Source organism: Methylomonas koyamae, assembly GCF_019669905.1.
Classification (GTDB): domain Bacteria; phylum Pseudomonadota; class Gammaproteobacteria; order Methylococcales; family Methylomonadaceae; genus Methylomonas; species Methylomonas koyamae.
On sequence record NZ_AP019777.1, the window covers coordinates 4,369,825 to 4,390,666 of the forward strand.

At 57.1% G+C, this 20,842-nt stretch carries 20 protein-coding genes; 8 read left to right on the forward strand and 12 right to left on the reverse strand.

What is annotated here, in order from left to right:
* Position 1 precedes the first annotated feature (1 nt).
* Genes rapZ through MKFW12EY_RS19760 form a run of 8 tightly spaced genes read right to left on the reverse strand, consistent with a single transcriptional unit; the run spans position 2 to position 5,991 of the window.
* Positions 2-859 (reverse strand): RNase adapter RapZ, encoded by an 858-nt coding sequence (gene rapZ, locus MKFW12EY_RS19725; protein ID WP_054761378.1) that lies wholly within the window; start codon positions 857-859, stop codon positions 2-4.
* A gap of 55 nt (positions 860-914) precedes the next feature.
* Entirely contained in the window at positions 915-1,205 is a 291-nt protein-coding gene (hpf, locus tag MKFW12EY_RS19730) for a ribosome hibernation-promoting factor, HPF/YfiA family (protein ID WP_054761376.1), read from the reverse strand.
* 39 nt (positions 1,206-1,244) lie between these two features.
* A complete protein-coding gene (locus tag MKFW12EY_RS19735) occupies positions 1,245-2,681 on the reverse strand; it encodes an RNA polymerase factor sigma-54 (RefSeq protein ID WP_054761374.1) in 1,437 nt (478 codons plus the stop codon).
* 13 nt (positions 2,682-2,694) lie between these two features.
* Entirely contained in the window at positions 2,695-3,420 is a 726-nt protein-coding gene (lptB, locus tag MKFW12EY_RS19740) for an LPS export ABC transporter ATP-binding protein (protein WP_054761372.1), read from the reverse strand.
* On the reverse strand, positions 3,420-3,920 hold the full coding sequence (gene lptA / locus MKFW12EY_RS19745) for a lipopolysaccharide transport periplasmic protein LptA (RefSeq protein WP_054761371.1): 501 nt from the start codon (positions 3,918-3,920) through the stop codon (positions 3,420-3,422). The genes lptB and lptA overlap by 1 nt, the downstream gene beginning before the upstream one ends.
* Complete coding sequence (gene lptC, locus MKFW12EY_RS19750; protein WP_054761370.1) at positions 3,907-4,473, reverse strand: LPS export ABC transporter periplasmic protein LptC; 567 nt, start codon at positions 4,471-4,473, stop codon at positions 3,907-3,909. Before lptC ends, lptA begins: the two co-directional genes overlap by 14 nt.
* On the reverse strand, positions 4,470-5,003 hold the full coding sequence (locus tag MKFW12EY_RS19755; RefSeq protein ID WP_054761368.1) for a KdsC family phosphatase: 534 nt from the start codon (positions 5,001-5,003) through the stop codon (positions 4,470-4,472). The genes lptC and MKFW12EY_RS19755 overlap by 4 nt, the downstream gene beginning before the upstream one ends.
* 13 nt (positions 5,004-5,016) lie before the next feature.
* Entirely contained in the window at positions 5,017-5,991 is a 975-nt protein-coding gene (locus tag MKFW12EY_RS19760) for a KpsF/GutQ family sugar-phosphate isomerase (protein ID WP_373280587.1), read from the reverse strand.
* Positions 5,992-6,136: 145 nt separating this feature from the next.
* Between MKFW12EY_RS19760 and MKFW12EY_RS19765 the strand changes: the two genes are divergently transcribed.
* Genes MKFW12EY_RS19765 through hisD form a run of 7 tightly spaced genes read left to right on the forward strand, consistent with a single transcriptional unit; the run spans position 6,137 to position 11,784 of the window.
* Positions 6,137-6,955: an ABC transporter ATP-binding protein gene (locus MKFW12EY_RS19765; protein ID WP_064022948.1), complete on the forward strand. Its 819-nt coding sequence runs from the start codon at positions 6,137-6,139 to the stop codon at positions 6,953-6,955.
* A gap of 18 nt (positions 6,956-6,973) precedes the next feature.
* Positions 6,974-7,756, forward strand: a complete 783-nt coding sequence (gene mlaE / locus MKFW12EY_RS19770; RefSeq protein ID WP_064022949.1) for a lipid asymmetry maintenance ABC transporter permease subunit MlaE — start codon at positions 6,974-6,976, stop codon at positions 7,754-7,756.
* Position 7,757: 1 nt separating this feature from the next.
* A complete protein-coding gene (mlaD, locus tag MKFW12EY_RS19775) occupies positions 7,758-8,222 on the forward strand; it encodes an outer membrane lipid asymmetry maintenance protein MlaD (protein WP_054761366.1) in 465 nt (154 codons plus the stop codon).
* A complete protein-coding gene (locus MKFW12EY_RS19780; RefSeq protein WP_064022951.1) occupies positions 8,223-8,534 on the forward strand; it encodes an STAS domain-containing protein in 312 nt (103 codons plus the stop codon).
* A gap of 34 nt (positions 8,535-8,568) precedes the next feature.
* Positions 8,569-9,834 (forward strand): UDP-N-acetylglucosamine 1-carboxyvinyltransferase, encoded by a 1,266-nt coding sequence (gene murA, locus MKFW12EY_RS19785; protein WP_221053622.1) that lies wholly within the window; start codon positions 8,569-8,571, stop codon positions 9,832-9,834.
* Between the two features lie 16 nt (positions 9,835-9,850).
* A complete protein-coding gene (hisG, locus tag MKFW12EY_RS19790) occupies positions 9,851-10,477 on the forward strand; it encodes an ATP phosphoribosyltransferase (protein WP_054761365.1) in 627 nt (208 codons plus the stop codon).
* A 5-nt stretch (positions 10,478-10,482) separates the two neighbouring features.
* Positions 10,483-11,784, forward strand: coding sequence for a histidinol dehydrogenase (gene hisD, locus MKFW12EY_RS19795; protein ID WP_221053623.1), 1,302 nt, complete (start codon positions 10,483-10,485; stop codon positions 11,782-11,784).
* 174 nt (positions 11,785-11,958) lie between these two features.
* On the opposite strand, the gene aceF is transcribed toward hisD, so the two are convergent.
* Entirely contained in the window at positions 11,959-13,266 is a 1,308-nt protein-coding gene (gene aceF, locus MKFW12EY_RS19800; RefSeq protein WP_221053624.1) for a dihydrolipoyllysine-residue acetyltransferase, read from the reverse strand.
* Between the two features lie 25 nt (positions 13,267-13,291).
* Entirely contained in the window at positions 13,292-15,964 is a 2,673-nt protein-coding gene (aceE, locus tag MKFW12EY_RS19805) for a pyruvate dehydrogenase (acetyl-transferring), homodimeric type (RefSeq protein ID WP_054761362.1), read from the reverse strand.
* Between the two features lie 246 nt (positions 15,965-16,210).
* On the opposite strand from aceE, the gene MKFW12EY_RS19810 reads away from it, so the two are divergent.
* Entirely contained in the window at positions 16,211-16,798 is a 588-nt protein-coding gene (locus tag MKFW12EY_RS19810) for a VPLPA-CTERM sorting domain-containing protein (protein ID WP_054761361.1), read from the forward strand.
* 71 nt (positions 16,799-16,869) lie between these two features.
* Here MKFW12EY_RS19810 and MKFW12EY_RS19815 read toward each other — a convergent pair whose 3' ends face one another.
* Together MKFW12EY_RS19815 and MKFW12EY_RS19820 are read right to left on the reverse strand one after the other, a co-directional pair.
* Positions 16,870-19,068 (reverse strand): retention module-containing protein, encoded by a 2,199-nt coding sequence (locus MKFW12EY_RS19815; protein WP_221053625.1) that lies wholly within the window; start codon positions 19,066-19,068, stop codon positions 16,870-16,872.
* A 94-nt stretch (positions 19,069-19,162) separates the two neighbouring features.
* Positions 19,163-20,767: a protein adenylyltransferase SelO gene (locus tag MKFW12EY_RS19820; RefSeq protein ID WP_221053626.1), complete on the reverse strand. Its 1,605-nt coding sequence runs from the start codon at positions 20,765-20,767 to the stop codon at positions 19,163-19,165.
* Positions 20,768-20,842: the final 75 nt, after the last annotated feature.

Consider the following 20,842-nt stretch of genomic DNA (forward strand, 5'->3'; position numbering starts at 1 on the left):
TTTAACGCAACTCCCGATGCCTGACGATGACGTTGGAGGTAATCGTTTGAAAATGTTTGCTAAGCGCCTCGACCAGATACACCGAACGGTGTTGGCCGCCGGTACAACCGATCGCAATCGTCAAATAACTGCGGTTATCCGATTCGAACCGGGGTGCCCAGCGACCGATGAAATAACCGATGTCGTGCAGAAACTCCTTCACCATCGGATCGTTCTGCAAAAAATCGGCAACCGCGGGGTTTTTGCCGGTTAAGCCTCGTAACTCAGGTGCCCAATACGGATTGGGCAAGCTACGGGCGTCGAATACAAAGTCGGCGTCCAACGGAATCCCGTATTTGAAACCGAACGACTGGAACAGAATCGACAACGAGTTTTTGCCTTTCTCGCCCAACCTGTTTTTCAATAAGTCCCGCAACTGGTGGTAATGGGTGTAGCTGGTGTCGATGACGATATCGGCCCTCAAGGCCAGCGGACGCAACATCTCCCGCTCGATTTCCAAGGCTTCGCGCAAGGGCCTGCTTTCGGTGCTAAGCGGGTGGCGGCGGCGGGTTTCGCTGTATCGTTTCAGGATGATGTTTTCATCCGCTTCCATATACACCAGCTCGCAGTCGATACCCTTACTGCGAATCGAGGCCAGACTATCCGGAAAACCGGCCAGATTGTCGGAGCGGTTGCGAGCATCGATGCCGATCGCAGTCTTACTGTAGGTGGCTTGATTTTTCAGCATCACGTGATCGACAAAGTCGGCCAACAATGCGACCGGCAGGTTATCGATGCAGTAATAGCCGCAATCTTCCAGAGTATCCAAAGCGATACTCTTGCCCGACCCCGATAAACCGCTGACGATAACAAGCTTCATGATTGATTTGGCACGAGACGAAAGCCATTTTCATCCCGTGCCGCCTGATATCCGATTAACGATGGTTTTGCGATTTTTCTTTGTGCTTGACGATCTGGCGGTCGAGCTTGTCCACCATATTGTCGATCGCCGCATACATATCTTCTTGCACGTCTTCGGCATAGAGCTTGGCCCCGCTGACCTGTACCGCCGCTTCGGCTTTTTGCTCCAGTTTCTCAACGGTCAAAATGACATGGACATCAACGACGTTGTCGAAATGGCGCTTGATTTTGCCGATTTTTTCTTCGACATAAGCTTTCAACGCCTCGGTAACTTCTACGTGATGGCCTGTGATACTAACTTGCATGGAATACTCCTGTTTTTAAAAATTATTCTTCCCGATCGGTTAAATGTGCCTTTTCCGCTGGCTGGTTGAAGGGATGGACATCGCTTCCCGGTATTTGGCGATGGTGCGGCGCGCGACGTTAATGCCCTTCTCGTTCAATAAGTCCGATATTTTACTATCGCTTAACGGCTTGGCCGGATTTTCGTTACCGACCAACTCTTTTATCAGCGCCCGGATTGCCGTCGCCGAGCACTCGCCTCCGCCATCGGTACTGACATGGCTGGAGAAAAAGTATTTGAATTCGATCACGCCGTGCGGGGTGTGCATGTATTTCTGCGTGGTCACCCGTGAGATCGTCGACTCGTGCAGTTCCAATTCTTCGGCGATATCGCGCAATACCATCGGTTTCATCGCGATCGCGCCGTGTTCGAAAAAATCGCCCTGCTTTTCGACGATACTTTTCGCCACTCGCAACAAGGTGTCGTTGCGGCTATGTAAACTTTTGATAAACCAGCGCGCTTCCTGCAAGTGGTTCTTCATGCTGACGTTGTCCGAACTATTGTCGGCGCGCTTGATCATGCCGGAATAGAATGGATTGATGCGCAGCTTCGGCGCGATATCCGGATTCAGGCTGACCAGCCACTGGCCGCTCACTTTCGCCACAAAAACGTCGGGCACGACATATTCGACGTCGACTTCCTGCAAACTGGCGCCGGGCTTGGGGTCCAAGGTCCTGATCAAGGCCAATATGCCTTTCAGCTCGTCTTCGCTAAGCCCGACCCGTTTCATCAACCGCGCCTGGTCGCAACTGGTCAGCAAATCCAGGTGCCGGTGTACGAAATCCAAAGCGTCCGCCTTGTAACGCGTGCTATCCGGCAATTGCTGCAACTGCAACCGCAGGCAATCGGCCAAGTCCAATGCGGCAACGCCGACCGGGTCGAAATTCTGAATCCGATGCAGAACGGCCTGGACTTCGTCGAATTCCAAACCTTCCAACTGCTCCTGCAAACCCTGAAAAATGTCCTGCAAATCGCTGGCAACATAACCGTCGTCGTTGATCGCATCGATGATCGCCACGGCAATCGCGTAATCCCGGTCCGAGATCGGAATCAAATCCAGTTGCCACAGCAGATGGTCGCGCAAACTTTCGGATTTGCCGCGAAAGGTTTCGAATTCAGGCGTGTCACTGTCATCGCCGCCGCTGGGCAACGAGCTTTCGTAAACGTCGTCCCAACTGACGTCAACCGGCAATTCGTCCGGCATATCGGTTTGCGAACCTTCGCTGGTGACTTGGTCGGTGTTGTCGAGTTTCTTATCGCGGAACTCCAAAGCCGGCAGCTCTTCTTCGTCCAATTCCAACATCATATTGGATTCCAACGCCTGCTGAATTTCCTGCTGCAAATCCAAAGTCGACATTTGCAGCAGTTTGATTGCCTGCTGCAACTGCGGCGTCATGGTCAAACTTTGACCGATGCGGAGCTGTAAGGATTGCTTCATGACTACTCGGATTTTATAAACTGAATTTTTCGCCCAAATACACTCTGCGCACCTCGTCGTTCTCGACAAGCTGCCGGGATTGCCCTTCGGCGATAACCTTGCCTTCGTTCAAGATGTAGGCGCGATCGCATATTTCCAATGTTTCCCTGACTTTGTGCTCGGTGATCAGGATACCGATACCGCGCTGCTTCAGATGCGCGATAATTTTTTGCAACTCCAGAACCGAAATCGGATCGACGCCGGCAAACGGCTCGTCCAACAAAATAAACTGCGGCTCGCTGGCCAAAGCCCGGGCAATTTCGACCCGGCGCCGCTCGCCGCCCGACAGCCCCAGCGCTACTTGATTGCGCAAGTGGCCGATGCCGAACTCGGCCAGCAATTCGTCGATGACCAGCTCGATCTGGCCGTCGGTCAAATCGTCGCGAATCTGCAGCACCGCCCGCAAATTATCGGCGACGCTGAGCTTGCGGAACACCGAGGCTTCCTGGGCCAGATAACCTATCCCCAGTCTGGCCCGCCGATGCATCGGATGCAGCGTAATCCGCTGGTCGTCGAGAAAGATATCGCCGCGGTCCGCCTTGACCAAGCCCACCATCATGTAAAAGCTGGTGGTTTTACCGGCACCGTTCGGACCGAGCAAGCCGACAACCTCGCCGGTATCGACCAGCAAACTAACCCCGTCGACCACATTGCGCGAGTTGTAACGCTTGTACAACTCCTTTGCAACCAAGCGCGCCACTATTGCGCCTTCTTGGTTTTGGGCTGTATCACCGAGTGCACCCGCTTGCCATCGGAATTGGACTCGCCGGCCTTCAACAACGAGTTTTTCGTATCGTACTCGATGTATTCGCTGGATTGTTTGGCATCGCCCTGCCAAACCGACGCGTTTTTCATGAAAATCAACAAATTCTTGTCCGGGTAAAACTCGTTGATCAAACCTTCGCCGTGCATTTCGTCCTTACCCTCGGCCGGCAATTGTTTGAAACGGGACGGTTTACCCGTCGCCACCAGTTTGGTGATCGCCCCGTCTTTCAGATATACCACCAACTGGTCGGCGTCGATTCTGATGCTGCCCTGGGTCGCCACCACATTACCGGTGTAAGTGCTGACCTGGCTTTTCTCATCGTAGACGGCATTGTTGGAATCGATATAAATAGGCTGTTCGGAATCCGACTCCAAACCGAACGCAAGCCGCGCCGACAACAACAGGCCTACCCCGACTATTCTACTTAATTTCATAGCGACCTTTCACTTTGGACAACAATTTCAGGTGAATCGGACTGACAAAAGTCGCCTCCATTCCTATCCCTTCCGTTCTATTGGGAGGACTGATAATTTCCGCCCAAGCTTGGGTCTGTGCAAAATGACTGGCGAGTTTGACTCGCAAATCCGATGTGTTAATGGTTAAAGCCGAATTGGTTTTCGAAGCATCGCGGTTGATATAGGCCTTGCCGTTCAACTGCAAATTATCGCCGTCCGCCGCCATAATGCCGCTTTCGGCTTTGATCGACCACGGGTTTTGATTGGGATTGAACAGCGTCATGACCGGCTGCTGCAGATGCGTACTGCCGTCGGCCTTGTAGTGCTCCATCCGTGCAGCCGACAATTCGCTTTTCGGCAAGCCGTCCAAATCCATCTCTTTTTTGTAATAACCCACGCTGAAGAAATCCGGACTATTCTCGGCAATTTTTATTTCGGCGTCACGCTGTTCGTTGAGCTGCACCAGCCACCAGGACAGCAGCGCGGCCAGCCCGACATAGACAAAGATCTGAAAATTCCTCTGCGATGTCATAAGTAGCTTTGCAGCACACCGGCAAAAGTACCTTGAACCTGCATGATCAAGTCGCACACTTCCCGGACCGCGCCCAATCCGCCGATGGCCTCGGTACGCCAATGCGCGTGTTCCAACACGGCGAAATTGGCATCCCGTACCGCTACCGCGAAACCGACCTGCCTCATCACCGGCAAATCCAGGATATCGTCGCCGACGTACGCCACTTGCCGCGGCTGCAAATTCAGGCGCTGTAATATATCGGCGAAAGCCGCCCGTTTGTTTTCATGCCCCTGGTAAACCAGCTCGACCCCCAAACCTTGCATCCGCAACGCCACCGAATTGGATTTGCGGCCGGATATGACCGCGACTTCGACCCCGGTTTGGCGCAACAACTTGATGCCGTGGCCGTCGCGGGCGTGAAAGCACTTATATTCCCGGCCGTTATCGTCGAAAAACAAGCGGCCGTCGGTCAGCACACCGTCGACATCCAACACCAATAATTTGAGCTCGCGGACGATAGCCAACTGCTCAGAGCTTAATTCAAACATTTCCGTTCACGCTTCAGACGATACCGGCACGCAGTAAGTCGTGCATATTCAATGCGCCGAGCAACTTTTTGCTTTCGTCGACCACCAATAATGCATTGATTTTTTGGGTTTCCATGATTTGCATTGCTTCGGCGGCCAGCATGCGCTCGCCGACGGCTTTGCAACCCCGAGTCATGACGCTGCCGATTGGGGTAACGTGCACGTCCAGGTTTTTTTCCAGCATGCGCCGCAAATCGCCGTCGGTAAAAATACCGGCCACCCGCCCTTGCGCATCGATTACCGCAGTCATACCCAATTTCTTGCCGGTCATTTCTAACAGCGCCTCGCCGACCAGCACGGTATCGGCCACCACCGGCACTTCGCCGCCGCGGTGCATAATGTCGCCTACCTGCAATAACAACCGTTTACCCAGGCTGCCGCCCGGATGGGACAAGGCGAAATCGTCCCGGGTAAAGCCGCGGGTTTCCAGCAACGACACCGCCAGCGCATCGCCCATCACCAGCGCCGCAGTGGTACTGGCCGTCGGCGCCAGCCCCAGCGGACAGGCCTCCTGCTCCACCGCGACGTCGATATGCACGGTGGCGAACTTTGCCAACGTCGAGGCTGGATTGCCGGTCAAGGCGATCAACGGCACACCCAGGCGCTTAATAATAGGCAAAATCGTCAGAATTTCTCCGGTTTCGCCGGAATTCGACAAGGCCAACACCACATCCTGGCGAGTAATCATGCCCAGGTCGCCGTGGCTGGCCTCGCCCGGATGCACAAAAAACGCCGGCGTGCCGGTGCTCGCCAGCGTCGCGGCGATTTTCCCGGCGATATGGCCGGATTTGCCCATGCCGGTAACGACCACGCGGCCTTTACAGGCCAGCAGTAAGCGGCAGGCACTGACGAAATGCTGATCGATACGCTCGGCCAACGCGGCAACCGCTTGCATTTCGGTTTGAATCACCGCCAACGCCAACGATTGGATGTTCTGATCGCCGCCCACTAAAAACCGACTCCGCGCAGTTGAGTAAAAAGGAACCATTATTGCATGTTATCTGCCGACTTTTCACCCCAAGTCATTGACTTATTCTCGACCAGTCATAGAAAATAACCAGTTACCAATCCGGATACTCCTGTAAGTACAGCAGATGGCCAATAGCGCAAGCCCTGAAAGCAACCTCGTTTCGATTAGCAACTTGAGCTTTTCCAGGGGCGCCAGAAAGATTTTCGACGGCATCGATCTGGAAATTCAGCGCGGCAAAATCACCGCGATCATGGGCCCCAGCGGCACCGGCAAAACCACACTACTGAAACTGATCGGCGGACAACTGGCGCCGGAGCGCGGCCAGATCCACGTCGACGGCTTGAACGTCCACCGCTTGCCGACGCGGGATTTGTACAACTTGCGTAAACGGATGGGGATGCTGTTCCAAAGCGGCGCCCTGCTGACCGATATGAACGTTTACGACAATGTGGCCTTTCCGCTCCGCGAGCACACCCATTTGCCGGAATCGATGATCCGCACGCTGGTACTGATGAAATTGCACGCAGTCGGTCTGCGCGGCGCTCACCGCTTGATGCCGAACGAACTGTCCGGAGGCATGGCGCGCCGGGTAGCTCTGGCCCGGGCCATCGCGCTGGACCCGATGATGATCATGTACGACGAACCGTTCACCGGCCAGGATCCGATCTCGATGGGCGCGCTGGTGCATTTGATTAAGGCCCTGAACACCACGCTGGGCTTGACCAGCATCATCGTCTCCCACGACGTGCAGGAAACGGCGGCGATCGCCGACTACATCTACGTACTGTCCGGCGGCCGCGTCGTCGGCCAAGGTACTCCGCAACAATTGGCGGCCTCCGATTCGGAATGGGTGGAACAGTTTATGAACGGTTATGCCGACGGCCCAGTGCACTTCCACTATCCGGCCCCGGATTATCTGGACGACTTGTTGTCCGGCAAATAAGCCCTATTTGAGAACGCGATGCTCGAATTACTGCAATCCCTGGGAAAAACCACGCGCAGCGCTTTCGCCAAACTGGGGCGCGGCACTTTTTTTCTGCTGCACACCTTGTCCGGCATAAGCGAGGTCGTGCCACGCCCGAATTTGCTAGTGAAACAAATGTACTCGGTCGGCGTGCTGTCATTTCTGATCATCACTATTTCCGGCCTGTTCGTCGGCATGGTTTTGGGCCTGCAGGGCTTCAACATTCTGTCGGACTTCGGTGCCGAAGAGTCGCTCGGAGTCATGGTCGCCGCATCGCTGGTCCGCGAACTAGGCCCGGTGGTATCCGCCCTGCTGTTCGCCGGCCGCGCCGGCTCGGCACTGACCGCCGAGATCGGCCTAATGAAAGCCACCGAGCAACTGTCCGGCATGGAAATGATGGCCGTCGACCCGATCAACCGCATCATATCGCCGCGCTTCCTGGCCGGTTTTCTGGCGATGCCGTTGTTGGCGGCGTTGTTTAGCGCGATCGGCATCCTGGGCGGCCATCTGGTCGGCGTCGGCATGCTCGGCGTCGACGACGGCGCATTTTGGGCGCAAATGCAGGCCAGCATCGATTTTCACGAGGACATCGTCAACGGCGTGATCAAAAGCGTCGTGTTCGGCTTCGTCGTCTCCTGGATCGCCCTATTCGAAGGCTACGACGCCATTCCGACCTCGGAGGGCGTCAGCCGCGCCACCACCCGCACCGTGGTCAATTCGGCGTTTTCGGTACTGGCCCTGGATTTCATCTTAACCGCACTCATGTTTGGAGACATTTAACATGCCGCATTCCAAGACTCAGGATACTCTGGTCGGATTTTTTGTCGCCTCCGGCATTGCCGCGTTGTTTTACATGGCCCTGCAAGTCAGCAACCTCGGTAGTTATACCAGCGACGACAGTTACACGGTGATTGCCCACTTTCAAAACTCCGGCGGCCTGAAAGTCAAATCGCCGGTATCGATCGCCGGCGTCCGCATCGGCCGGGTTTCGTCGATCCGCTTGGACCGCGACAGCCACGAATCCATCGTCGAAATGCGCATCGAATCCAAATACGACAATATACCGATGGACTCCGGCGCCAGCATTTATACCGCCGGCCTGCTGGGCGAACAGTACATCAGCATCGACCCCGGTTCGTCGGAAGAGTATTTGCACGACAAAAGCAAACTGGACATCACCAGCTCGGCCATCGTCCTCGAGGAAATGATAGGCAAATTCATGCTGAACAAGGCGGAAGGCAAATAAATGCCGAAACTGACCGTAACCGAGCAAGCGCCAGGCCATTACACCGTGGAAGGCAATTTGACCTTTGCCAGCATCGACAAGCAGTCGTTGAAATCCTTCAATTTTCTGAAAGGCATGGACAGCATCTGCATCGACCTGGCCAACGTCGGCACTACCGACAGCGCCGGCTTGGCGCTGATGATCGAATGGATCAAACAGGCCCGCAGCAACCGCGTCAAACTGTCTTTCAAAAACGTTCCGGCCCAATTGTTGGCATTGGCCAAACTCAGCGGCTTCGACGAAACCGAATATTTTGCAAACCGCACGCCTTAGGCGTGCGTTCTGCCCCACTTACCCGAGAGCATTCATGGATAAATTACTGATTACCGGCGGCCAACCCTTACAGGGCGAGCTACGCATTTCCGGCGCCAAAAACGCCGCACTGCCGATTCTGGCTGCAACGCTACTGTCCGAAGTACCGGTCAGCGTCGGCAACATCCCGCATCTGCACGACATCACCACGACGATGGAACTGCTCGGCCAAATGGGCGTGGGCCTGACCGTCGACGAAAGAATGAACATCGAAGTCGACACCAGCACCATCCACAAATACGAAGCGCCTTACGAACTGGTGAAAACCATGCGCGCCTCGATCCTGGTGCTGGGTCCGCTGCTGGCCCGCTTCGGCGAGGCCTACGTGTCGCTGCCGGGCGGCTGCGCCATCGGCACCCGGCCGGTCGACATCCATATCGACTCGCTGATCAAGATGGGCGCCGACATTACCGTCGAAGCCGGCTACATTCACGCCAAAGCCTCGCGGCTGAAAGGCTGCCGGCTGGTGCTGGATAAGATCACCGTGACCGGTACCGAGAACATATTGATGGCCGCCACGCTGGCGGACGGTATTACCATCATCGAAAATGCCGCAAAAGAACCGGAAGTCACCGATCTGGCGCATTTTCTGAATAAAATGGGCGCCAAAATCAGGGGCGTCGGCACCGATATTCTGACCGTCGAAGGCGTCGAAAAGCTCGGCGTTCCCGGCCTGCACTACGACATCCTGCCGGACAGGATCGAAACCGGCACTTATCTGGTCGCCGGCGCGATCACCCGCGGCCATGTCCGTTTGAAAAATACCGACCCGAACACGCTGGACGCCGTACTGGCCAAGTTGAAGGAAGCCGGCGCCGACATCACCTGCGGCGAGAACTGGATCGAATTGAACATGCACGGCAAACGGCCGAAAGCGGTCACGGTCCGCACTGCACCGTACCCGGCTTTCCCGACCGACATGCAGGCCCAATTTACTGCGTTGAATTCGGTCGCCGAAGGCGTCGGCCTGATCACCGAAACCGTATTCGAAAACCGCTTCATGCACGTGCAGGAATTGCAACGCATGGGCGCGCAAATCAAACTGGAATCGAATACCGCAATTTGTACCGGCAACGAAGGCCTGAAAGCGGCGCCGGTCATGGCCACCGACTTACGGGCCTCCGCCAGCCTGGTGCTGGCCGGCCTGATTGCGGAAGGCGAAACCCTGGTGGATAGGATTTACCATATCGACCGCGGTTACGACCACATCGAAGAAAAACTGTCGCAATTGGGCGCTACCATTCGCCGCGTTCCCAACTAAAACTTATCGCCGAGCCATGTTAACCATCGCCGTATCCAAAGGCCGAATTTACGAAGAAGCCCTGCCGTTTTTGCAACAAGCCGGCATTACGCCTATCGACGATCCGGACAAAAGCCGGAAATTGATCCTGCAAACCACCCGCGACGACGTGCAATTGGTCATCATCCGCGCCACCGACGTGCCGACCTTCGTCGAATACGGCGCCGCCGACCTCGGCATCGCCGGCAAGGACGTGTTGCTGGAGCACGGTGCGGAAAGCCTGTACGAACCGCTGGATTTGGGCATTGCCGGCTGTAGGCTGATGACGGCCGGTCCGGTCGGCGCCGCGCCGGTCAAAGGCCGTTTGCGCGTCGCCACCAAATACGTCAAAACCGCACAACGCTATTTCGCCGATTTGGGCGTGCAGGCCGAGATCATCAAACTGTACGGCTCGATGGAGCTGGCACCGTTGGTTGGTCTGGCCGATTGTATCGTCGACCTGGTCGACACCGGCAATACCTTGAAAGCCAACGGCCTGGAGCCGCGCGAGCTGATCGCCAACATCACCTCGCGGCTGGTCGTGAATAAAGCGGCCATGAAAATGAAACATCAAGCCATCCAAGCTCTTATAGACCAATTCGAAACCACTCTGGCGCAGAGGTAAGCACCATGGCTGCGATCAAAATGTTACGCCTGGACAGTTCGTCCGCCGATTTTGCCAAACAATTGCAGGCCCGCCTGGATTGGGACGCCAGCGACGATTTGGAAATCCATAAACGCGTGCTGGACATCATCGCCGATGTCAAAAAGCGCGGCGACCGGGCTCTGTTGGAATATACCAACCGTTTCGACCGTACCGCATTCGGCAGCGGCAAGGAGCTGGAATTGGCGCCGGAAGCGTTAAAACTGGCTTGGGACACCCTGCCCAGCACGCAGGCCATTGCCTTGCAAACCGCGGCGGATCGGGTCCGGGCGTACGCCGAGCATCAAAAATTGCAGTCTTGGCAATACACCGAGCTGGACGGCACACTGCTTGGGCAGAAAGTCACGCCGCTGGACAAAGCCGGCCTCTACGTACCAGGCGGCAAAGCCGCTTACCCTTCGTCGGTGCTGATGAACGCGATTCCGGCCAAAGTTGCCGGCGTCGGCGAATTGATCATGGTAGTACCGACGCCCGGCGGCGAAACCAATCCGTTGGTACTGGCGGCGGCTTATGTCGCCGGTGTGGACCGGGTATTCACAATCGGCGGGGCGCAGGCTGTCGCCGCGCTGGCGTACGGCACCGAAACCGTGCCGGCCGTCGATAAAATCGTCGGCCCCGGCAACATCTACGTCGCGACGGCGAAAAAGCTGGTGTTCGGCCAGGTCGGCATCGACATGATCGCCGGTCCGTCGGAAATCCTGGTGATATGCGACGGCCAGACCGATCCGGACTGGATCGCGATGGACCTGTTCTCGCAAGCCGAACACGACGAAAACGCCCAGGCGATTCTAATCAGCCCGGATGCCGGCTTTCTGAAAAAGGTCGAAGCCAGCATCAACAAACTGCTGCCGGAGATGGAGCGCGCCGCCATCATCAAAGCTTCTTTGACCGGCCGCGGCGCGTTTATCAAAGTCGCCGATCTGGACGAAGCCGCTCAAGTCGCCAACCGCATTGCGCCGGAACATTTGGAGTTATCGGTCGCAGAGCCGGAGGCTCTGGCAGAACAAATCCGCAATGCCGGCGCCATCTTCATGGGCCGCTACACCGCCGAAGCTCTGGGCGATTACTGTGCCGGCCCCAATCACGTGTTGCCGACCTCCAGCACCGCTCGCTATTCTTCGCCGCTAGGCGTCTACGACTTTCAAAAACGTAGCAGTCTGATCAACTGCTCCGCAACGGGGGCACAAAATTTAGGGAAAATTGCCTCGGTATTGGCGCGGGGCGAAAGCTTGACCGCTCACGCCCGCTCTGCGGAATTCAGGATTTAAGATTAAGAGGGACGACCCGACGCGGCCGGCGCTGATTCGGTTCGTGCCGGTATACCGGGGGTGGGGCGACAAACTCGGCCGCCGCGGGCAACAGCCCGTTAGCAAGATCCAACGATAACGGGGCAGGCCGATGTGCGCCGACTGACAGCCAGCGCACACCGACTTCGATCAAGACTACAGCAATAACCGGCGGATGTCGGCCAAGTTGGCTTTCAACGCTTCCATGAAACGTGCGCCTTCGGCACCGTCGATGACACGATGGTCGTAGGTGATATCCAACGGCAACATCAGTTTGGGTTCGAATTCCTTGCCGTTCCAAACCGGCTGCACCTTGGAGCGGGTTACCCCCAGAATCGCCACTTCCGGCGCGTTGACGATAGGCGTAAATGCGGTGCCGCCGATGCCGCCCAGGCTGGAGATGGTCATGCAACCGCCCTGCATGTCGGCCGGTTTCAACTTGCCCAGCCGCGCCAGCTCGCTGACTTCGGCCAATTCTTGCGACAACTGAAAGATACCTTTTTTGTCGACGTCGCGAATCACCGGCACCACCAATCCGTTCGGCGTATCTACGGCGATACCGAGATGGTAGTATTTTTTCAGGAACAGCTTGTCGCCTTCCGGGGACAGCGAGCTGTTGAAGGACGGAAATTTTTGCAGCGCAGCGACCAGCGCTTTCATGATGAAGACCAAGCCGGTGACTTTGATACCGTCTTTGCCTTGGCCGGCGTTGACCGCTTTGCGGAACTCTTCCATGCCGTCGATGGCGACTTCGTCGTGGTAGGTTACCAGCGGTAGATTGAGCCAGACTCGGGTCAGATTTTGCCCGGTCAGGCGTTTGATTTTGCTCAAAGGCTTTTCTTCGATTTCGCCGAATTGGGTGAAATCGACCGCCGGAATGGCCGGAATGCCGGCCCCGCCGCTGGCCGTCGCAGCGGAAGCCATCGCCCGCTTGACGAAGTTTTTGACGTCCTCCTGCAAAATTCGCCCTTTGCGGCCGCTGCCGCTGGGGATTTTACTCAGATCGACGCCGAGCTCGCGAGCGAACAAGCGGACACTGGGAGTGGCGTGAGGTTTGAAGCCTTCGCCACTAGCCGCGACAGAAGCCGTCGCTGCCGCCTCAACCATTTTGGCCGACTCCGCTTTCGGCGGCTCGGCAACCGGTGCCGGCGCAGCGGGTTCGGGCTCAACCGGAGCTGGCGCCGCAGGAGCAGCCGCTTGCGCCGCCGGTGCCGCAGCCGCTTCTCCGACTTCGACGGTGACGATCAAAGTGCCTTCCGCCACTTTGTCGCCCGGTTTGATATGCACGCTTTTGACGATGCCGGCGGCGCTGGACGGTAAGTCCATCGTCGCCTTGTCGGTTTCCATCACAGCCAATGTCTGTTCGATCGCCACCACATCGCCGGGCTGGACCAAGACTTCGACGATATCGATTTCCGGCACGTTGCCGACGTCGGGGACTTTTACTTCAACTAAAGAACTCATCTATCGTTTTCCGTTAATTCAGCCGTTAAATCAACCAAGGAGCGCTGGCGTCGGGGTCGATACCGTATTTGGCTATCGCCACGTCGACTTTGGCGGCTTCGAATTCGCCGGCCTGCGCCAGCGCTTGCAACGCGGCGACAGTCACGTGGTAGCGGTCGACTTCGAAGAATTTGCGCAGGTTAGCCCGAGTATCGGAGCGGCCGAAACCGTCGGTACCCAGAACCGTGTAGGGATTTTTCACCCAGGGCCGAATCTGTTCGGCAAAGGCGCGCATATAGTCGGTAGCGGCGATAACCGGCCCTTTGGCATCTTCCAGGCAACGTTCGACGTGTGTGGTACGCGGCTTCTCGGTCGGATGCAACCGGTTCCAGCGCTCGCAGCTTTGGCCGTCGCGGGCCAGCTCGGTAAAACTGGGGCAACTCCACAGATCGGCATCGACCCCCCAATCGTCGTGCAGCAATTGCGCCGCAAAAATCACTTCGATGAAAATGGTGCCGGAGCCCAGCAATTGCACGCGAGGTTTGTTGCCCTTATGACCTTTCCGGAACAAGTACATGCCTTTCAGAATGTCGGCCTCCGAGCCCTCGACCAAGGCAGGCTGGTCGTAGTTTTCGTTCATCAGGGTGATGTAATAGAAGATATCTTCCTGCTCGACATACATCCGGCGCAGGCCGTCGTGGATGATCACCGCCAGTTCGCAGGCGAAGGTGGGATCGTAGGAATAGCAGTTCGGCACCGTGGCGGAAATCAGATGGCTGTGGCCGTCCTCGTGCTGCAAACCTTCGCCGTTCAGTGTCGTGCGGCCGGCGGTACCACCGAGCAGGAAGCCGCGGGTGCGCTGGTCGGCGGCGGCCCAAATCAAATCGGCAACCCGCTGGAAACCGAACATCGAGTAGTAGATGAAGAACGGAATCATCGGCGTGCCGTGCGTCGAATAGGCGGTGCCGGCCGCAATCCAATCGCACAGGCCGCCGGCTTCGTTAATGCCTTCCTGCAATACCTGGCCGTGCTTGTCTTCCTTGTAGAACATCAACTGCTCGGCATCCTGCGGCGTATAAAGTTGGCCGACCTGCGACCAAATCCCCAGTTGGCGGAACATGCCTTCCATACCGAAGGTACGCGACTCGTCCGGCACGATAGGCACGACGCGTTTGCCGATTTGCTTGTCCTTAACCAGGGTGTTCAGGATGCGGACAAAGGCCATCGTCGTCGAGATCTCGTGGCCTTCGCCGGTACCGTCCAGCAAGGCTTTGAATGCCGACAGCGCCGGAATTTCCAGCGAATAGGATTTGGCTCGGCGGGCCGGCAAATAACCGCCCAGATCGGCGCGGCGCTGGCGTAGGTATTTCAGTTCTTCGGAGTCTTCCGCGAGGCGGATATAAGGCAGGTTAGGCAGGTCTTCGTCGCTGATCGGCAGTTGGTAACGGTCGCGGATGCCCTTGATCGACTCCAGACTCATTTTTTTCTGTTGATGGCTGGTGTTTTGCGCCTGGCCGGAATCGCCCATGCCGTAACCTTTGATGGTCTTGGCCAGAATTACGGTCGGCTGGCCTTGATGGTTTGCCGCCGCGTTATAGGCCGCGAACACCTTGATCGGATCGTGGCCGCCGCGGTTCAATTCCCAGATGTCGCGGTCGGTGTAATCCTTGACCAGCTCCTTCAGTTCCGGCGTGTTGAAGAAATGCTCGCGCACATAGGCGCCGTCTTTGGATTTGAAGGTTTGGTAGTCGCCGTCGACGCATTCCATCATCCGCTTGACCACCAGGCCGTCTTTGTCGCGCGCCAGAATCGCGTCCCAGCGCCGACCCCAGATGACTTTGATGACGTTCCAGTTGGCGCCGCGGAAATTGCTTTCCAGTTCCTGGATGATCTTGCTATTGCCGCGCACCGGGCCGTCCAGGCGTTGCAGGTTGCAATTGATGACGAAAATCAGATTGTCCAGCTTCTCGCGGCCGGCCATGCCGATCGCGCCCAAGGTTTCCGGTTCGTCGCATTCGCCGTCGCCGAGGAAGGCCCAGACTTTGCGGCCTTCGGTATTGGCCATGCCGCGATCCTGCATGTAACGCATGAAACGGGCTTGGTAAATCGCCATGATCGGGCCCAAGCCCATCGATACGGTCGGGAATTGCCAGAAATCCGGCATCAGCCAAGGATGCGGATAAGAGGACAGACCGTTGCCGCCGACTTCCTGGCGGAAATTATCCATTTGCGCTTCGCTCAACCGGCCGAGCAAGAACGCCTGAGCGTAGGTTCCGGGTGCCGAATGGCCTTGCGAGAAAATCAAGTCGCCGCCGTGCTTGTCGGAGGCAGCGTTCCAGAAATGGTTCTGGCCGACGTCGTACAAAGTAATGGCCGAGGCGAAACTGGCGATATGGCCGCCGACATTGGTGTGCTTATTGGCCCGCAGCACCATCATCATCGCATTCCAACGCACGTAAGACCGAATGGTACGTTCGATGTCGGTATTGCCGGGAAATTTGGGTTGCTTATCGACCGGAATCGTATTGATGTAAGGCGTATTGGCGGAGAAGGGAATATCCAGTCCGGCTTGTCTGGCGGTGCTGAGCAGGGTTTCGATCAGGTAACTGGCGCGTTCGCTGCCTTCCTTTTCGATCACCGCTTGCAGGGCTTCCATCCATTCTTGAGTCTCTGCGGGATCAATATCGTATTTGGCGGCAATGTCGGTGTTGTTGGTCATTACGGAACCTAGGAAACATGGAAATAGCCTGAAAAGGATACCCGAAAAGGCCGGTTTGAGCATGTGTTTTTTACGCGGCGGAACCGCCGGACAACTGGCTCAGGCCGTACCTTTCCGAGCCAATCGGCGAAGCGGCAAGACTCGTTGCCGCCGCCGTTTTTTAGCCGACCCGCCCCAAAAGTACAGTGGATTCGCAAGCCGGCATGCCTTAGAATTTGCGTTGGTTCAAAATTTAGGGAAATTGCGATGGGTAAAGGCCTAATAAAACTATTCACGCTGCTGGCTCTGGCAACAACGGGCTTGCAGGCAAAAGCCGCTTTGCAGGAAGTGGTTTACACGTCGCCCATGTACTGGCAGACCATTGACGGCGAGAATTTCACGTTCACTATCGAAAACGCACCGTTGGCGGCACTGGCCGAAGGCGTATTTTCATTGCACGCGCGCGGCGATTATGGTCTGACATCCTCGACCGAGAGTATTTTGGTGCAGATTGAAGACGGCAACAGCGTCGCAGTGGACGTACTGTCCCAAGACGGTACGCTGATTAACGCCCACGATACAAACGACCTGATCGAATGGCGTTGGCAGATCGCATTAAGCGACCAAGATTTGGTCGACTGGACCCAAGACGGCCAAATAGTAGTTAAATTGGACTTGGCCAGCGCGGTCAATGCCAATCTGGTTGCGGGCGGCTTGACCGATCAATTCCCGCCCTTCGTGCAGGCAAAACTGAGTTACTTCACCACTGCGGTGCCGGTACCGGCGGCGGCTTGGTTATTCGGTAGCGGATTGCTTGGCCTATTCGGCTTTCGCAAACGCAGTCGCACAGTTTAAACGCCCCAACCAGGCAGACAGATAAAAAACACGGCCCCGGCCGTGTTTTTTATTGCGAGAAAACTTTGCAGTTAATGGGAAACAACGCTGTCGGGATGGTTTAACGGCGCCAGCGTGTCGGTCAAATGGGTCAAAGCCTGGGTACCGACCTGAACGCTAAAACTGCCTGACTTACTGTCGCCATCGCCATCCGTCGCCACGAAATCGAAGGTCAACGGCAAGGTTTGCGTATTCGGAAAATTCGAGTACTTCAACCCGGTTACTTCGAAACTGCCGCTTATCACCTCGATTTTTAAAGTGTCGTAACCGCCGTCCACGACGATGGCCGGAGCATCTCCCCCACCGGGAGGCGCGCTGTAGCTGACTGCTTTACTGCCGACTTCGGCACCTTCGCGGTAAGCGGTCCACTTGAACGAGTCGGCACTGCCGCCGACGTTGATTTCGCTCAACCTGACGCCATTGACTAACTGCGGAGCGTCTACCCCGAAGTTATTGACCGTACCGAACTGGTAGGTAACGTTTTCGCCCTTGTCCATCACGCCGTCGTTGACGCCGACATGGCCATTATCGAGCACCAGGCCGGCGCCGGTAATCAGCAGCGAATTGCCAACCGCAATATTCCCCAGCGGGCCGACGGCGGCCGCGGCGAAATTCAAGTCGATAATCGGCGCCGCCGGCAAATCCAACACGCTTTCCAACGTCAACGTATAGTCGCCGACATTAGCGCCGTTATGCGTAGGCAGCAACGTAAACACCAGGCGATCTTCGGTGCCGAATCCGGCCGGACCGTTATCGACGTAGGCATACAATTCGTCCAGGCCGTCGTTGTTGGTATCCAATACCGTAAACGATACGCTGTCGGATAACGAGGTTACATTTGCCGTAGGCTTTACCAGGGTGATGCCGCCGTTACTGCCAAAACCGTCGAAGCCGAGATCGTATTGAATCAAGCCCGACAAGCTTTCTCCCGCCGCATCTTTCATTTCGGCATTGTGTAATAACTGGCCATTGCGACCGCCGACCGTCGGACCGTCGTCGAACACGGTTGCAGTAAATGCCGTATTCGCCACAGCACCGTTCGCGCCGGTCAATACCGCGGAAATATCGTATTGGATCGGCGCCGAAGCGGCGTCTGCCAAACCCGGGTGCGGCAATGCTTCTTTCAGCGCAAACTCGTAGCTACCGTCGGCATGCACCGTAATCCGATAGGTGCTGGCCTCCAAAGTCTTACTGGCCGCATCCCAAGTCGCTCCTGCAGCCGCCAAAGTCACGGAAACCGGCGCCTGGCCGTTGATCGACAGCGATCCGGTACCATTGGGCTCCAGTAACACGGAATGTCCTGTCGTTTCCAATCTCCCACTGGTCTCGTCCAGCGTAGCGTTCGTCGCTGCCACGATCGGGATATAGCCGACGCTGATCGTGGCTTGATTGGAGACCAATCCCAAATTGTCCGTAACCGTGTATTTGATCGGTGTCGGATTGCCAAGGAAACCCGGCTCCGGAGTAAAGGTGACATTGCCGTTCGTCGAGTCGACGCTCCACACCCCTTCCCCGGCAACTACCAGAGGCTGGCCGGGGCCGGTCGAGCCGACTAATTGAATAGTCGAAGGCTCCGGTTTAGGGCCATCGGGGTCGAAGTCATCATCGTGCACTCCCAGTACTACAGCGGGCGTCCCCGGCGTTTGACCGCCGATACTATTATCCCCGGCCACCGGCGGCAAATTTCCGCCGGTAATGGGCTCTCCGGGCAGGGCTCCGGGGTTCAAAAGCAACACTTCCGGGGCGATATCGTTGAAGGCGACGCTGGGGCCGGTGGTATCGAAACCGTTAGTGACCGGTGCGACCGGATTCAGATAATCGACGCTGACCGGGACATGGCCTTCGTTACCGGCAACGCCGCCGCCCGCGGGACCGGCACCCGGCGCACCCGCCGCAGTCGGATCGGCGATTTGGGTCGGATCGGCGCCAGCCAACAAGGCCGCTTGAATGTCTTCGGCCGAAGGCCCGGCGGGCGTCGGATTCGGTGCAACGGCTACCGCTTCCTGGGATTGCTCCTGCAACGCGGCGCCGAGCGGCATGCTGTCGTTAGCGCCCATATCGACGCTGGAACCGTCTGCCAACTCAACGACAATGCTACTGCCGGCGGCGGTTGCCAGCACATCGGTGTCGAACACCCTGTCGCCCGCTTGTAATGTCCTTATGCTGCCGTCGGCTGCAGTGGCCCTGGCCGAGCCGCTCACTGATTTGACGATACCGATTTCTCGAGCCATACCTCGCTCCGGGTAAGTTCAACCAAAAGGCACAATAGTATGCCAGCCCGGCAACTCAGTACAGTAGCCGCTACAAAAAACCGTGAACGCGCGGTCAAGAACTGCAAGACAACATCGAACATCCCGCCCGCTGTTTGGCCCAATCCGGACGCTTCTCGGCGAAACGCTCGCGGCCGGGTTGCTCGCTATACGGGTTGCGCAACACGTCCAACAATTCCGCCACCAAACCGAAATCGCCCTGCTCCGCCTGATCGATCGCCAATTGCGCCAGATAATTGCGCAGCACATATTTCGGATTCACCGCATTCATCCGCTGCCGCCTAGCCTCTGGATCGCCAGCCTCGCTCCGCGAGCGGCTGCAATACTGCCCGAACCAGGCCAGCGCCCGATCGCGCAACTCGGCGGCCAACGGCGCATAGCTGTTGCGCTCCAGCATCGCCACGAAATCGGCTGCCGAGCCGGCCGGAGCATACGGATCGAGATCGGCCAGTTGCCGGTAGAACAGCGTCATATCGGTTTCGGCAGCTTGTAACAGTTGCAACAAATCGCCGACCAGCGCTTCGTCTTTGTCCGGATCGAAACGGCTCAGCCCCAATTTGGCGGCCGTCGTAGCGCTCCACTCGGCCGCGAAGGTTTCGCTGAACACCGATAGCGCTTGCTGCAAGGACTCCGCACGCATGACCAACGGGTAGATCGCGTTGGCCAGTTGCACCAGGTTCCAATAGGCGATCTTCGGTTGATTGCCGAAGCGGTATCGCCGCCCCTGAGCATCGGTCGTATTCGGCGTCCAGTCCGGATCGTAGTTCTCCAGCCAACCGTAAGGCCCGTAATCGATGGTCAAACCCAGGATGGACATATTGTCGGTGTTCATCACGCCGTGCACGAAACCGACCCGTTGCCAATGCACGACCATTTCGGCGGTGAGCCGACAGACTTCCTCGAACCAGCGCAGATAGGTCTGCGGCCCCGGCTCGCCCAATTCCGGAAAATCGCTGCGAATCGTGTAGTCCGCCAATTTTTTTAACGCATCCAAATCGTCGCGGGCGGTAAAAATCTGGAAATTGCCGAAGCGGGTAAACGACGGCGCCACCCGGCAGACGATGGCGCCCGGCTCCAATTGCGGGTTGCCGTCGTAGAACATATCCCGCACCACGGTTTCGCCGGTCAGCACCACGCTGAGCGCACGAGTGGTCGGCACCCCCAAATGGTGCATCGCCTCGCTGCACAAAAACTCGCGGATCGACGAGCGCAACACGGCCAGGCCGTCGGCGCTACGCGAATACGGCGTGCGGCCGGCCCCTTTCAATTGCAGGGTTCGACGTCGCCCGTCCGGACAGACCGCTTCGCCGAGGTTGATGGCCCGGCCGTCGCCGAGCTGCCCAGCCCAATGGCCGAACTGGTGGCCGCCATAACACATCGCAAACGGCTGCATGCCTGCCGCCAAGCGGTTGCCGGCAAAAACCCGGCAAAAATCTTCGGACAGGCAATCCTGGTCCGAAAGCCCCAATTCCGCCGCCACTTCCGGCGAATAGGCCACCAAGCGCGGGCTTTTCACCGGCGTCGGCTGCACCAACGAGTAACAGGCGCCGTAAACCTGGCGGCGAAAATTATCGGTTTCGGCGTCGCCCGGCAGTTCGCGGACGAAACGGTTATCGAATCTGAGGCAATCGAGGGTGGAACTATCGGCATGGGTCAGCATCTGGGCATCCGGGTTCTGGCTAAAAAGTTTACGGGTGGCAACCGGAAACGGCTAAGATAAACCGTTAAACGCTAG